The organism is Gimesia panareensis (assembly GCF_007748155.1).
In the GTDB taxonomy this organism is placed as follows: domain Bacteria; phylum Planctomycetota; class Planctomycetia; order Planctomycetales; family Planctomycetaceae; genus Gimesia; species Gimesia panareensis.
Window position 1 is genome coordinate 6,259,520 of sequence record NZ_CP037421.1, and the last position, 14,990, is coordinate 6,274,509.

The 14,990-nt window shown below is 53.8% G+C and carries 12 protein-coding genes; 4 read left to right on the forward strand and 8 right to left on the reverse strand.

What is annotated here, in order from left to right; genetic code table 11:
* Positions 1 to 13 precede the first annotated feature (13 nt).
* From Enr10x_RS23330 to Enr10x_RS23345, 4 genes are all read right to left on the reverse strand, one after another.
* Positions 14 to 727, reverse strand: coding sequence for an ABC transporter ATP-binding protein (locus Enr10x_RS23330; RefSeq protein WP_145113468.1), 714 nt, complete (start codon positions 725 to 727; stop codon positions 14 to 16).
* Positions 724 to 2,598, reverse strand: coding sequence for an efflux RND transporter periplasmic adaptor subunit (locus tag Enr10x_RS23335; protein WP_197996203.1), 1,875 nt, complete (start codon positions 2,596 to 2,598; stop codon positions 724 to 726). Before Enr10x_RS23335 ends, Enr10x_RS23330 begins: the two co-directional genes overlap by 4 nt.
* Complete coding sequence (locus tag Enr10x_RS23340) at positions 2,555 to 5,335, reverse strand: TolC family protein (RefSeq protein WP_145451536.1); 2,781 nt, start codon at positions 5,333 to 5,335, stop codon at positions 2,555 to 2,557. The genes Enr10x_RS23335 and Enr10x_RS23340 overlap by 44 nt, the downstream gene beginning before the upstream one ends.
* Before the next feature lie 67 nt (positions 5,336 to 5,402).
* Positions 5,403 to 5,975 carry a MarR family winged helix-turn-helix transcriptional regulator gene (locus Enr10x_RS23345; RefSeq protein ID WP_145451537.1) on the reverse strand — a complete coding sequence of 191 codons (573 nt, stop codon included), beginning with the start codon at positions 5,973 to 5,975 and terminating at the stop codon, positions 5,403 to 5,405.
* 253 nt (positions 5,976 to 6,228) lie between these two features.
* Between Enr10x_RS23345 and Enr10x_RS23350 the strand changes: the two genes are divergently transcribed.
* The gene (locus Enr10x_RS23350) at positions 6,229 to 7,656 is read left to right on the forward strand and encodes a sulfatase family protein (RefSeq protein ID WP_145451538.1); all 1,428 of its coding nucleotides are present in this window, start codon (positions 6,229 to 6,231) and stop codon (positions 7,654 to 7,656) included.
* A gap of 10 nt (positions 7,657 to 7,666) precedes the next feature.
* On the opposite strand, the gene Enr10x_RS23355 is transcribed toward Enr10x_RS23350, so the two are convergent.
* Both Enr10x_RS23355 and Enr10x_RS23360 read right to left on the reverse strand, forming a co-directional pair.
* Positions 7,667 to 8,176, reverse strand: coding sequence for a hypothetical protein (locus Enr10x_RS23355; RefSeq protein ID WP_145451539.1), 510 nt, complete (start codon positions 8,174 to 8,176; stop codon positions 7,667 to 7,669).
* A 192-nt stretch (positions 8,177 to 8,368) separates the two neighbouring features.
* Positions 8,369 to 8,668: a hypothetical protein gene (locus Enr10x_RS23360; RefSeq protein ID WP_145113479.1), complete on the reverse strand. Its 300-nt coding sequence runs from the start codon at positions 8,666 to 8,668 to the stop codon at positions 8,369 to 8,371.
* A 506-nt stretch (positions 8,669 to 9,174) separates the two neighbouring features.
* Between Enr10x_RS23360 and Enr10x_RS23365 the strand changes: the two genes are divergently transcribed.
* Positions 9,175 to 9,921 (forward strand): sugar phosphate isomerase/epimerase family protein, encoded by a 747-nt coding sequence (locus tag Enr10x_RS23365; protein ID WP_232093112.1) that lies wholly within the window; start codon positions 9,175 to 9,177, stop codon positions 9,919 to 9,921.
* Positions 9,922 to 10,039: 118 nt separating this feature from the next.
* On the opposite strand, the gene Enr10x_RS23370 is transcribed toward Enr10x_RS23365, so the two are convergent.
* Positions 10,040 to 11,779, reverse strand: coding sequence for a 30S ribosomal protein S1 (locus tag Enr10x_RS23370; protein WP_145451541.1), 1,740 nt, complete (start codon positions 11,777 to 11,779; stop codon positions 10,040 to 10,042).
* A gap of 183 nt (positions 11,780 to 11,962) precedes the next feature.
* On the reverse strand, positions 11,963 to 12,889 hold the full coding sequence (locus tag Enr10x_RS23375; protein ID WP_145451542.1) for a formylglycine-generating enzyme family protein: 927 nt from the start codon (positions 12,887 to 12,889) through the stop codon (positions 11,963 to 11,965).
* A 151-nt stretch (positions 12,890 to 13,040) separates the two neighbouring features.
* On the opposite strand from Enr10x_RS23375, the gene Enr10x_RS23380 reads away from it, so the two are divergent.
* Positions 13,041 to 13,625, forward strand: a complete 585-nt coding sequence (locus tag Enr10x_RS23380) for a hydrolase (RefSeq protein WP_232093113.1) — start codon at positions 13,041 to 13,043, stop codon at positions 13,623 to 13,625.
* Positions 13,626 to 13,692: 67 nt separating this feature from the next.
* Entirely contained in the window at positions 13,693 to 14,892 is a 1,200-nt protein-coding gene (locus Enr10x_RS23385; RefSeq protein ID WP_145451543.1) for a pyridoxal-phosphate-dependent aminotransferase family protein, read from the forward strand.
* The last annotated feature ends 98 nt before the right edge of the window (positions 14,893 to 14,990 follow it).

Consider the following 14,990-nt stretch of genomic DNA (forward strand, 5'->3'; position numbering starts at 1 on the left):
CGAGGGTTGAATGTCAGTGGACGGGGTATGAGGGTTCCTGGATGGTCTCACTTTCAATGAGACCGTCTTTCATCATAATCTGCCGTTTGGCCTGTCTGGCGACGGCAGGTTCATGGGTCACCATAATAATCGTACGTCCCTGATTGTTCAGATTGTGGAGGATCTCCATAATTTCCTCTTCGGTTGCGGAATCCAGGTTCCCCGTCGGTTCGTCTGCCAGAATGATCTGGGGATCGTTGACGAGTGCCCGGGCGATCGAGACACGCTGCTGCTGCCCCCCGGAAAGCTGAAACGGACGGTGATCCAGTCGATCGCCAAGTCCGACCATGCGGGCAAGCTCGATGCACCATTCCCGTTCTTCGCGTCCGATGGCGGGATAGCCGGCACGGTAGAGCAGGGGGACTTCAATATTTTCCAGGACCGTGTATTGCGCGATCAGGTTGAACGACTGAAAGATGAAGCCGATCATGTCGTTGCGCATGAGTGAGAGTTCATCGTCGTCCAGGGTGGAGACATCGCGTCCACCGAGGAAGTACTGACCACTGGTGGGCCGGTCGAGCGCACCGAGCAGATTTAAGAGTGTACTCTTACCACTCCCCGATGATCCCATAATGGCGACGAAGTCACCTTCAGGGAAATCGGTCGAGACTCCTCTTAACGCTTTCACCACCACGGAGCCCAGATCATAAAACTTGGTGAGGTCGACAACTTGAGCAGCCAGCCTCATGGTCGCCGTTCTCCCGCAGGTCGGGGGCCACCGCCTGCGCCGCCACCCGAGGGGGGACGCGCTTTGCTGAGTTCGCCGGCGTCCAGGAAACCATCCCTGTTGGTATCGATATCGTCGAAGCGTTCCTTCATCCGATCGGGGGCTTCGTCTTTCGAGACTTTTCCATCCGAGTCTTTGTCGAAGCGTTGCAGGACGTTACCTGAGCCACCACCGGCCGGTTTCTTACCACCTGCTTTGGCGCCCGGTTTCCCTTGACCACCAGCGGGTGCACCTTTACCGGGGCCACCGCCTCCCTCTTTGGCCGCCTTTTTCTTTTCGAGCGCCAGCTGTTCTTCGAGTTCGATCAGCTCGTCTGCAAAGTGAGTCCGTGGATTGAGAATGACCTCTTCACCGGCGGTCACGCCATCCAGGATTTCGATCATGGTATCACTGGCCTGACCGATTTTAATTTCCCTGCGGATGGCAGTTCCACTGGGAGTTAAGACAAAAATGTAGCGTTCGTCGCCAATGGTGATGACCGACTGGACGGGAACCTGCAGCACGTCGTCGCGTTCTTCAATGCGGATTTCAATTTCTGCGGTAAGCCCGGGTTTGAGCTTGGTGATATCAGCCCCATTGGGGACAATTTTGATGGTGGCCTTGTATTCCTTGAGGTCCGGACGCATCCAGTTGGAGGAAATCGGTACGGAAGAGACCTGGTCGACAATTCCCGCGTAGCGTTGTTCGGGAAAGGCATCAACGCGGATATCCACATCCTGCCCTTCACTGATCATACTGATTTTAGATTCGTGAATCCGGGCATCGACTTTCATCTTCGAGAAATCGGGCAGCTGGATGATGGCCTGACGTTCGCGGACTTCGGTCCCTTCTTCGATCACATCCTCACCGCTACCGCGACGCCCGCTGTTCTGGTTGGCGTAGACCACCTGGCCATTCTGCGGCGCGATCATTTTGCAGTTTTCGATCTGTTCGCGAATGCGGTCCAGTTCACTGCGTTCGACTTCATAGGTCAGCTGGCTGGCTTTGAGCCGGGCATCGAACTGGGCCAGTGCGGCGACCCCCTGTCTTTTCACGCGTTCCAGATTCAGCTTCTTTTCATCAACGTCTGCAATCAGTTCTTTCTCTTTTCGCCGCTGAACGAAATCTTTTTCCACTTTGAGATCTTCTTTGGCGATTTCCAGGTCGATCTCGGCCTTGACCACGGTGATCCGGTCGGCTTCCACATCGTTCTGGTTTTTATAGCCTTTCTTGGCGATCCGTTTCGAGAACTCGAAGTTCTCTTCCGCCCGCTGCAGATCTTCACGTGCTTTGGTGACGGCACCTTCTTTGACATTCAGATCGCGTTGCGATTCCCCCTTCTGGAATTTTTCCAGATCGAGCTTCGCCAGATCGAGTGCCAGCTGCGCTGCGGAGACATCACTCTCGTTTTGAGTCTTTTGAATCGCGACATTTTCTTCAGCCTGCTTGAGTTCCGCCTCGGCCTGCGTCACCTGAATCTGCTGCTGCTTTTCCTTATCGACCAGCGCGGAGGAGTCCAGCTCACAGACCATATCGCCGGCTTTAACCATGGTTCCTTCCGGAACAATGCTGATGATGGTTGTGAAACCCTTGACCTTACTGGAAAGGGTGACGTTATTCAGACTGTCCAGCTGTCCCCGTTCGGTCACCGACACACGAAAGGCGCCCCGTGTTGCCTGATCGGTAATGTAGGTGGTGTTCTTCTTCTGCCCCGAAGAGAACGCAGAGAACAGCGGTGTCCGCACAGCAGGCACCAGTAAGACCACAGCGACCCCGACCAGAATGGTGAGAAGGATCAGCGTTCTTTTTTTAGGGAGCCTGCGCTGGCGTTTCAGTTTCTGTGTCGAGCGCATTGAGCTCTGCTGCTGGTCGGAAGACGACTTGCTTGACGTCTCCTGTTCCAGTGACTGAGGTTGATTCGGTTGATTCTGGGGGGGGTGGTTGGCGGTGCTCATTGGTAGGTCTTATCGTTCCCGCGCGGTGTTGATAGAAATTGTCTTCCCAGATGCCGTTGGCATCTATCTCCATAATACCCATATCTCGATAGATGTTAAGTCGGTTTTGTTCATAATTTACCCAGTTGCTGATTAAACTGTTTTGTGCAGTTAGTACCGAAGATAAGGCATTTAACAGATTTAACCCCTGATTTCGACCGGCCTGGGCAGGATCAGAAGTGGCTTCCACCGCACTGTCATACTGCAGCGCTGCCAGGCGGATCTGCACACGTGACGTTTCAAAGTTCTGACGCAGAACATTCAGCTGCCGCCAACTTTGCCTGATTTGGAACTTTACGTTGTCCTGAGCCTCCATGAAGGTACGGCGCTGTCTCTGGTAATCGATTTGAGATTCCCGATAGGCATTTCTCTGCTGTACTAATGATAATGGAGCCGTAAATTCCACCCCCGCCCGTAAACTAGCCTGACTACCGCGGAAGTCCAGCGGCCGGTTCCTGCCGGAGGGAGTACTTACGTCTCCGTCGACTACAACATTTAACACCGCTTCGAGCTGATTAGACTGCACTTCCATCAATCTTCTGGCATCCATCACGAAAGCCCGCTGATTCATCAGGTCCAGGCGATTGTCCAGACCGATGCGGACCGCCTCGGTACTATTCATCGTAAAGGGTTCCAGAGTAATGAGTTCTACACGCAAACCGATCTCAATTACCTGCATCCCCTGTGAAATTCTGAGCATGTCTTCCCGCAGGTTGGCCATTTCCAGAATTATTTTCTTTTTCTGGTTATTGGAAAGATTATCTTCGCTCAGAAAGCCTCGCAGGCCATCCAGGCGGCTCTGGAGTTCGTTGACTTCCTTACGCACGCCTGAATACAGTCGTATATCATTCGCGGTGCTCTGACGGACCCGCTCACGATCTGCATCAGATTCGAAACGGCGCTGGCGCAAGGCCAGAAGTTCCTCCGAGACCCCTTCTGTTTCCTCCCCCAGCAGGAGTTCAATATTTTTAATATCCTGATCCAGTGTCAGCAGGGCATCAGTCTTTAAACGCTTGATCAACAATTCCAGTCCGTTGACCACCTTCAACATATCCGCTGTTGTGGGCGGAACCAGATTGGGATCTTCCCAGTCTTCGACATAGACCGTGGCCCAGACTTCGACGAAGTCATAAATTTCCTGTTCGATTTCCGGCAGCAGGGGATCAATCAACTGGAATGGTTTGAGCAGAGACTCATCAATACTCAGAGGCATATCGGGAGGCAGCCCCATAAAGATCTTGAAGCTACCCAGTGAATCCTGATATCGCCGCTCAGCCGTTCTGAGCGTGTTAATCGAAGAAGCAAGCTGTGTTTCCAGCTGTGCCACGTCCAGGGTCACCACTTCGGTTCTGATCCGCGAGATAAGCTCATTGACGGTCGCCTGGTAGGCATCGGCATCGCTGAGTGCCAGGAGCAGCTTCTCCTGTTCTTCCGACATTTCGCCCTTCCAGGAAAGCATTCGCGATTCATCATCGTATTCCATCTTGTTTGCGAGGGCGGGCGGAATTATCCAGTTGTCGGGCAGTTCTTCCAGGCGTTCCTGCTGCACATTGACTTTCTGTGAAGACAAAGCCCGCTTAATTTCCACCTGACGTTCAAGCAGTTTGATGTTGTTTCGCTGGTTGTAGATTACCTGTAACTGTTGCAGCAGTTGCAGAAAGCCATTCCCGCCGCCGACGGTATCGGTAAAGAAGGTCTTGCGGAAGCGGGCCAGTGTTCGAGTCTGGTAGAGCACGTCACGCTCGGACTGGGTCAGTCCGTTCAAGACCACTTTCCGACCGGCACCGAGCAGCAACGGCTGCACGAGTGAGTAAGACAGGACACTGACAGAACTGGTCGAATTCGATCCGGAAAAGAGCCAGAGTGTATTGTTTGCAATTTCGACGGCCCACTGTGCTCCACTGGGCAGCATCTGATTGACGCCCATGCGACTGGAGAGATCGAGTTCCTGTGTTCCGTTGGAGAGACGACGACGGTTCAAGTCCACCTGAGGGTTCTGCCCGCCAATACCCAGATATTTGACGTCAAACTGGAATCGACTGAGAGTCAGATCGAGTGCGGAGAGAAACAGGTTCTCGATCTGGAACTGATATTCACGGCTGTTAATGTTGGCAATATCAATGGCTTCCCGCAGAGTGACTTCTTCCAGGGCCGGCAGTTCTGTGCCCGGGAGTGCATTTCCGGCCGCGGCCATTTCTGCACTCATCTCAGGTGAGATGCCGTATTGCACGAGCCAGTCAGGATTTTCAATGCTGAGTGCGCGACCGAATTTATGCCAGCTCTTGTAACCTTTTTTGTACTGCAGCCAGTGCATGTAAACGTTCGCTGCCGGGTCATCGGGGGGCAGTGGTTCGTGGTTGGGATCATAGGGATCGTAGAATCGACTGCGCGGGTCGGGATCAACATCGACACGGGGGAGTTCCCAGGCGGGGTCATCGGACTTTTCCGCCAGGATATCATACGAATCCGAATTGGCCTGATCCGCCCAGAAGGTGGGTGAGCAACCAGTGTGCACCAGCGTCAGGCCGACGATCAGCGCGACCGCATAACCTGACTTGAGAGCTTCTCCAATTTGAATGAATTTAGCGCGACTCATTAATGAGTATCCATTACACCAAGTTTATTAATAGCCGGGAACCTGAGAGGGGAATTCGTTTCTCCATTCAGGCGGCAGGGACATCACGTAATGCATAAGGGGCAGGGGAGTCTGAAACGGTCCGCACCGTTTCCCGTTGTGTACGTTGTATCTGGGCTGCTTTGAGTAACGTCTGCAGCATCCCGGTCAGTTGACGTCTCTGATCCTGAGACAAAGCGGCCAGCAGACGTTGTGAAACCGTACCGTGGTATTCTTTGACACGTTCCAGAATCTGCGCGCCTTCGGCAGTGACCTGCAGCACACGCTTGCGACGATCCTTCTGCGACTGCTGGCGAATGACCAGACGGTCACTTTCCATGCGTTCGATCAGTGTGCAGATATTGGATTCTGACTGGCCCAGCTTGCGCGCCAGTTCCGACTGGGAACAACCGGATTCGCGAATGGCATCGATCACTTTCAAGGCAGCATACCGGACTTCGTTGATTTCCAGCTGTGCGAAACTGTTATTCAATGCGGTGCGGATCATATGCGCGGTGCGGATTAATAAATCAATCTGCTCCACAAATTCCTGATGCTGCAGTGATCTCCAGTCTGCTTCACTCGCGGAAGAGATGGTAGCCGGTTTGCGATCCTGTTCCATAACGTATCAGCCTCAATTCTGTATTTGCGTCTGTTGAGTGAGCCTGTATTTTTCAGTGCATCTACGGAGCATTGCCCCTCTTCATATTTCGGACATGAAGTATTAGTATCTGAAGGAGTTATCGGCATAACCCGCAAAGTTTTACATAAGTAATTCCCGATTTCTGGTTGCACTTTCTCGCCCTGATGTGAACAATCGAGGTAACCCGCTGATGCACCTGAAATTCAAAACCCTTTTTGGGAGAGAGATTTACATGAAACGAATCGCACTCATTCGTCGCCAACCCCAGATCTTCCTACTCGCCCTGACCCTCCTATCTTTCACATTCAATGCTTTCAGCGTGGTTCATGCAGAATCGAAGCCCAATGTGATTGTGATTTACGCAGATGACCTGGGCTACGGCGACCTGGCCTGCTTCGGACATCCCACGATCAAGACTCCGCATCTGGACCAGATGGCGCAGGAGGGGATGAAATTCACCCAGTTTTATTCTGCAGCACCGGTCTGCACGCCCAGCCGGGCTGCGCTGATGACCGGCCGCTATCCGATTCGTTCCGGGATGTGCAGCGACAAACGCCGGGTGCTGTTTCCGAACTCCGGGGGCGGGATCCCTGCCAGTGAAGTGACGCTGGCGGAAGCGATGAAATCAGCCGGTTACAAAACCGGATGTATCGGCAAATGGCACCTGGGCCACCTGCCTCAATTTCTGCCAACCAGCAACGGATTCGACAGTTACTTCGGCATCCCCTATTCCAACGACATGGATCGCGTCGCCGACCGCAGTATGGGCCGGAAGATCTTCCTCGATCCGAAAGTGAAATACTGGAACGTCCCCCTGATGCGGGACAAAGAAATCGTCGAACAGCCCGCGGATCAGACCACAATCACGAAGCGTTATACCGAAGAGGCGGTCAAGTTCATCAAGCAGAATCAGAAACAGCCGTTCTTCCTGTATCTGGCTCACAATATGCCGCACGTTCCCCTGTTTCGCTCCAAAAATTTTGCAGATCAAAGCCTGCGAGGCCTGTTTGGCGATGTGATCGAGGAAATCGACTGGAGCGTGGGACAGGTGCTGCAGACGTTGCGGGAACAGGGTCTGGACCAGAATACCATCGTCTGGTTCTCAAGCGACAATGGTCCCTGGCTGATCTTTGACCAGCAGGGGGGCTCAGCCGGCCTGCTGCGTGACGGCAAAGGAAGCACCTGGGAAGGGGGGATGCGCGAACCGACTCTGGCCTGGTGGCCCGGTCATATTCCTGCGGGAACGGTCTCACAGGAACAGGGCAGCACGATGGATATCTATACCACCTCGATTAAACTCGCCGGCGGAAAGGTACCCGCTGATCGCGTGGTCGATGGGTTGGACCTGACACCGGTTCTGCTGCAGAGTGGTTCCGGTCCCCGAGAGGAGATGGTTTATTACCGCGGTACGAAACTGATGGCGATCCGCAAAGGTCCCTGGAAAGCGCATTTCATCACAAAGCCCGCCTATGGCAGGGAACCGTTTAAAGAACATGATCCACCCGTCCTGTATCAACTGGAACATGATCCGTCTGAAAAATACGATGTCGCCAAGGATCATCCGGAGGTCATCAAGGAGCTGAAAGCGGCGGCAGAAAAGCATCGTAAAACGGTCAAACCGGTGCCTTCACAGCTGGAAATCCCCCTCACTCAGAAGTGAGGGATTCCGCTTACCAGTAGCAGGTATACCGCGGGCCATCCTGGTCTTCACCGAGCCGAAAGTGATGGACTCCGCTCTGCTTTTCACTGGTCTGTTGTGAATTGAGCCGATCCCAGGTGGCACAGAACAGGGGAATTGCGCCCGCATTGAAGCCGGGGCGTGGCGGTTTGAGGCGCTGGTAGGAATCCTGAATCAAAGCCAGGGCGACCTCGATCACGTGCTCGTCATAATCCGGCTGAAACAGCAGCACTTCCAGTGCCTGGGCTGCCTGCTGGCAGTGTTCAAATTCCGCTTCGCGGAGGCACTCGGAAGACTTGCGTTCAATGAATTGCAACAGGCTGTCAAAGCCAAACTGATTGAGCAGCAGTTCGCTGCGGGGTTCGCAGATGAGGGCGAGTTTGATCTGTTCGTACAGTTCCTCATCCAGTTCACAGGGAATCGGCATCCGACCGTAGTCATCGGGAACTAACGATTCAATCGCTCTGACAACCTCAGCACTCTGGGGATTCTCTGTATTCATATCTGTTGTGATTCACAATCTGATCTTCAGGAGATGGGTTTTACCGGCACACAGTCGGCCTGCGTTTTCCGATTATATCCCAAAATGGTGAAACAGTTCATTCTCAATTTTTCCTGAAACAAAAAAAGAGCTGACCGGGTTTTCACTCGATCAGCTCTGATTTGATTCAGCTATTGATTTCGTTCTGCCTGTTTATTTCAGGAAGAAGTCATCCGGTCCCTTGTGGGTGTAGTAAGGATACTGGACGATTCCCAGCGGCTGGTTCTGCTGTGGATAGACGGCAGCCGGTGGAATGTATTTGTAGGTCTGGTAATTCCGGGGGCGTTTGTTGTGATGGTAGGTGTTTTTGTGCCCGGTCTTCCAGCCACCATAACCGGGTGGACAGTAACCACCATGACGCCGATAGCCCATTTGCTGGATCGGAGCCTGCTGGCCGGCATATTGTTCGTGCATTGCCTGCTGATGTTTGATCATTTGAGCCTGCTGCTGCATCAGGAATTCTCCATCAGCCGACTGACCCCGAATGACCTGACTATTCGAACATCCCACGCACAGTGGCAGAATCAGACAAGCGGCCATTTTACATAACAATTGAGGCTTCATTGGCTTCCTTTCCCCCTGGATTCCTGTTTTTGAGCGAAACTCAGTTTTCACTCAGCTTATGATAATTTTGATACCTACTGCGAAAGCTGCTATTCGCGACTGATGAGAGAGTACAGGTCGCGCCAGCATGAAACTTACTTCTTTTATCGGCCACAGAGAGCCAGACAATAGTTAAAATCCCCAAGAATTGGAAAACCACTGTAATATTCAAATCTGATCGACCTTGCAGAATCCTCAAAACCGGGATAAATTATCATAGTTTCCTACTCTAAATCAGGACTTATTCAAGATAGTAAAAGTAGGTTATTTCAAGATTTGAGTTTTACAGGCAAGACCATCGTCAGTGACGGAGTGCTCATTTTGCTTTGTTCTTTGCCAACAAGGGAGTGTTCGGCGTGTTTGTAGCTGCATCATCACGTTGTTTTTCAGATGAATCGTTTGAAGTCAGTTGTGAACGTCTGACTGATCTGGAATTCGATAAAATTGAGATCTGGATGGACGAGGAAAGTGATCACCTGAAGCCATCAGAGGTTTCACGATCGCCGGAAGATTTTTATTCGCGTTTCCGCGAAGCGACCCGGTTAACGCCGATTGCATTCTGCCTGGAAAACGACGTCAGCCCCACCGAGTTCCAGTCGCTGTGTAAAGCGGCCAAGCAGTTGCGGATCGCGCAGATCACGATTCCCGCTTCTCCACTGGGCACGCCGTTCAACTCGGAAATCGATCGCCTGAAAGCTCTGCTGGAAATTGCCAGTCGCGATGGAATCAGGCTGTCGATCAAAACCAAAACGGGACAACTGACTGAAGATCCGCGGACAGCAACCGAACTCTGCCAGTCGGTCAAAGGTCTGGGCCTGACCCTGGACCCCAGCTATTACACCTGCGGCCCCTACAGCAATACCTCTTATGATATGGTCTTTCCCTACGTCTGCCACGTGCACCTGCGGGATTCGACCAGCGATCAGATTCAGGTCCCCGTCGGTCTGGGTGAAATCGATTACAGCCGGCTGATCAGCATGCTGGAACGTCAGGACTATCATCAGTTCCTGTCCGTGGAACTGCTGCCGTCACTGCTGAATGGCGTCGATCGGGCACTGGAGCTGCGGAAACTGCGCATGCTGCTGGAATCCGTGGTGATCTGAAACCGATCGCATGTTAGGCTCAGTGTGCCTGAGACAAACCAGAAAACAATAAAAAACGCCGTCGTTCCTCTGAGGAACGACGGCGTTTTGCTTGAAGCATGCTACGAGTGAATCGCGTTTATTTATAGTCATCCGGATTACCGAACAGTCCGCCGCCGGAACCGGAACTGGAATCATCGGCGTTGCCTCCCAGCAGTGGTCCTTTGCGTTTCCGCTCGTAAGCGGGTTGCGACTCATCTTCGACTTCGGCAGGGGCATCGGGTTTGTCGATTAACGCTTTCAGAGAAAGACTGATGCGTTTCCGGTTGGGATCCACTTCCAGTACTTTCGCAGTGGTCTCCTGACCGGTTGTGAGAACTTCGGTCACCCGCTTGACACGACGGTGATCGAGTTCGCTGATGTGAACCAGTCCTTCCAGGCCGGGCTCCAGTTCGACGAACGCACCGAAGTCAGTGGTTCGAGTCACTTTGCCGGACACGGTGGAACCGGTGGCATAGCGATCTTCCGCCAGCTGCCAGGGATCCTGTAGCAGCTGTTTCATCCCCAGGCTGATCCGGTTCTTTTCCCGATCAATCTTGAGAATTTTGACGTTCACTTTCTGCTGTTCGCTGAGTGCATCCTTGGGATGCTTAATGCGGTTCCAGCTGATTTCGCCGATATGCAGGAAGCCGTCGATACCGCCCAGATCAACAAAGGCACCGTAGTCTTTGATGTTCTTGACCGTCCCGGTCAGCTCCTGACCGACGGCCAGTTTTTCCCAGAGCTCTTTCTGAATTTCTTCGCGTTCGGATTCCAGGTACTTGCGACGGCTGACAACGAGATTGCGTTTCTTGGGATTCACTTCCGTGATCTGCACGGTCAGCTTCTGACCGACGAACGGCTCAAGGTCTCCCACAAAGTAGAGGTCTGCCTGGCTGGCCGGCAGAAAGCCCCGCAGGCTGCCAACATTGACTTCCAGGCCCCCTTTATTGGATTTATTGACGACGCATTCCACAACCTGACCGACGGCGACCGCATCCCAGTCACCGGCCGGTTTGTGGTGTCCGCGAGGCAGGGAGAGTTGAATCAGGCCTTCAGCTTCTTTGATCGCGGTGACTTTGACTTCGACTTCCTGACCGATCTCCGGTGTTTTGTCGCCGAACTGTCTTAAGGGCACAATTCCGGGAGTCCCCAGGGCACGACTGCCCAGGTCGATGAAGACATCGTCGTTGTTGATCGATTCCACGATCCCCTTCAGGCGATCGCCTTCTGCCAGACCATCTTCTCCGGGAGTAGACGCTGCGGCAGGAGTGGCTGATGTCTCGGCAGCAGCATCTGCGGCTGCTTCTTCCTCACTGAAGTTCTTGGGAAGCTCCTGTGCTCCCTGTCCCGAGAGGGCCGCTGCCAGTTCTGCTTCCAGATCATCGCCGAGATCTTCCACATCATCGGGAATGTCAACCGGTGTGGCTGCTTCGGCGATCTGCATCATGGCCGCTTCCTGAAGCTGCTCCTGAGTCACTTCTACAGCGTCTTCGGCTTCCGCTTCATCTTTCTTGGGAGGTGCTGCCGGTGCGGCGCCTGCGGCAGGAATCGCTTTGAACTGGCTGGGATCCACTTTGGGATTCAACTGAACTTTGCGTTCCGGCTTCGCAGCTTCCTCCGGCTGAGCGGCAGGCTCACTTTCCGCAGCAGCGGCTTCTGCCGGTGCGGGAGTTTCAGCAACCGTCTCCGCGGGAGCCTGTTCGGAGGAAGCAGACTCCGTTTCCTGCTGCTCAGCAGGCTGGTTTTCGGCAGGCTGCTGCTGTTCGGAGGAGGCCTGAGTTTCCGCAGACTCTTCGCTGGTTTTGATTTCTTCAGTTGAAGGTTGTTCTGAACTCATGGGAGATCAACTTTCTCGCCTAATTACTTACTTCTGATAATACAACAACAAATGGATACGGACCGCCGGACCTGACCTGGGCAGGAACCTGCCCTGAACGAAAACTCTGGTTTTCCGCTTTGCCAGCCATCTGAATTAATTAAAAGGGTATCACCGCTGCTGCGCTCCTGCAATTCGCAGGAACTAGTTTTCCGATTTTTTCACTTTTGCAATCTTTGCTTTCACACAGCGTAAACCCAGAGCTGGACTGACTGTTGCAGGTGATACTTTCGCTCGAAAGGCAGAGCGGAGTCGATCATAACGATCTGTCCACGCCCCCCCTCGGGCCACGTGTGACGGATTCTTTGTTTTCACATTCCATACACTGCCGTCAGAGGGTGCATTTTTATAGTTGTCATGCCAGGGATCAGCCACAAACTCCCAAAGATAGCCATGCATATCGTACAGCCCCCAGGGATTGGGTTTGAGGGCGCCCACCGGAGGATCATTGCCGGCCGCGTTCCCGGTATGCCAGGCAAAATCATCGAGAATCTTTGCCTGCTTCCCCTCGTCCCCCGATTTCTGTGCAGTATCACCAAAACTGTACGCCGTACTGGTACCGGCCCGGCAGCAGTACTCCCACTCGGCTTCGGTGGGCAGGCGGATCAGTTCCTCTTGCCCGATCAGCTGATGTTTGCGTAACTGGAGTGTGAGTTTCTCACAGAAATCATTGGCCGCATCCCAGTTCAACATCTCGACGGAATTGCGGGGACCTTTCCAGCGACTCGGATTATTTCCCATAATCACTTCGTACAGATTTTGGGGAACCTCGTACTTTGCGATCCAGAAATCCTGTGTGAGCGTCACTTCGTGCACGGGCTGCTCTGACGGTTCCCCTTTCGATGATCCCATCTGAAAGGATTGGGGAAATTTCCCCTTGCCGGGAGTAATCGGCACGAGTTCATCGACGAACAGTTTCAGCAGGCGCAGCCGTTCTTTTTTGACGTCTTCCGCGGACGATTCCTGCTCGGCAGCCACCGGCAGTGAAAACAAACTCAGGATGACAGCCAGCACGGAGAACCAGCAAACTTGCCGACTGACGAACGTTGGGGACGATTTCTGATGAGTCATATGCTTCACTACAGATCGAGATTTTGTTACGGTACACTTTTCAAGTCTGAATTTTACCAGCGCAGGACTCAATCTGAAAGTGGAGCCGGGTTTTCGACCGGCTGGCTTTCCTGTTTCTGTGTTTCTTTTGCAACGCCAGTCAGGTCCGTCCATGACAGAATCAGCCCGTTCCTTTCCCCGCAGTATTGATCTGCTTTCTCACCAGGAGTGTCAACTGGTCGTGGTGGACGTCCAGGAAAAACTGCTGCCGGTCATTCCCCAGGGAGATCAACTGGTCAAACGGATTCAGCAGCTGATCCAGGCGGCCCGGTTGTTTGAGATTCCTTTGAGTTGTACCGAGCAGTATCCCAAAGGGCTGGGACCGACGGTCCCCGAACTGGCAGAAGTACTGCCGGCCCCGAAAGAGAAGCTCTACTTCAGTGCCAGTGAATGCCTGGGCTGGGGAGCGGCTGCCAATATGGTGGACAGCAGAACGAAGGTCGTGCTGACCGGGATTGAAGCGCATATCTGCGTGCAGCAGACCGCCCTGGATCTGCTGTCGCTGGGATATCGGGTGACGATTCCCGCCGATGCGGTTGCCAGCCGGAATCAGCTCGACTGGGAAATCGCCTTGAAACGCATGGAAAACTCGGGCGCCAGCATCACGACGACGGAAGCGATTCTGTTCGAATGGTGCGATGTGGCGGGCACCGGGGAATTTAAACAGATCAGCCGCCTGGTGACTGGAAAAAGTTGAGCCACCTGGAGTATCGTCATAAACAGAGACCTGACCGCGTCCCATTAAACCTGAACGAGTACCAACCATGATTACCGAACATCACCTGCATCCTCCCATTCATCCTCCGCGTCGCACACTGATGGGACCCGGCCCCAGCGATGTCTCTGCCAGCGTGCTGGCGTCGATGGGTGCACCGACCGTGGGTCACCTGGATCCCTACTTCCTGAGAATCATGGATGAAGTCCAGGACATGCTGCGGGAACTGTTCCACACGCGGAACGAGCTGACCCTCGCCGTGAGCGGGACCGGCAGTTCCGGAATGGAAGCCTGTGTCGTGAACCTGCTCGAAGCGGGCGATAAGATCGTGGTCTGCACGAACGGTGTCTTTGGCGGACGCATGGCGGATGTCGCCGGGCGGATTGGCGCCGAGGTAGTTCAGATCGAACGGCCGTTTGGTGAAGTCTTCTCAGTCGAGGAAATCAAAGAGGTCCTGGAGAAAGAAAAACCGAAAGTGCTGGGCATTGTGCATGCGGAGACTTCTACCGGCGCCGCACAGCCGCTGAAAGAGATCTCCGAAGCGGTTCACGCAGCAGACGCCCTGCTGCTGGTGGACTGCGTGACTTCACTGGGGGGCATGCCGGTGAAGGTAGATGAATGGGATATCGATGCCGCCTACAGCGGTACCCAGAAATGCCTGAGCTGTCCGCCCGGGCTGGCTCCAGTGACGTTCAGTTCGCGCGCGGTCGCCGCTATGGATGCCCGCAAGACCAAGGTCTCCAGCTGGTACCTGGACATGTCGATGGTGCGGGCCTACTGGGGTGATTCGCGGGCCTATCACCATACTGCACCGATTAACATGAATTATGGTCTGCATCAGGCGCTCAGGCTCGTGCTCGAAGAAGGTCTGGAGAACCGTTTCTCCAGGCACTATGCCAATCACTGTGCCCTGAAAGCGGGGCTGCAGGCGATCGGCATCCAGTTCGCGGTGGCCGATGATCACCAGCTGCCGATGTTGAACGCCGTCCTGATCCCGGAAGGCATCGATGATGCGACCATCCGCGGTGAGCTGCTGGAATGGTTCGGGATTGAAATCGGCGGGGGACTGGGGCCGATGAAAGGCAAAACCTGGCGGATTGGCCTGATGGGAGAAAGCAGTCGGAATACGAACGTGCTGCAGTTCCTGGCGGCACTCGAACATTGCCTGCTGCACGCGGGCTATCAGCTGCCTCCGGGAGCCGGTGTAGCCGCTGCAAATGATTTTTACCGCACAACAATCACAGGCTGACCCGCGCGCCTGCTCGAACTTTCAGATTTTGAGCGAATCCCGTGTTGATTTTGTGATGCGAGCGGTGAAGAATTCCGATTCCTAAGATACGACTCTCA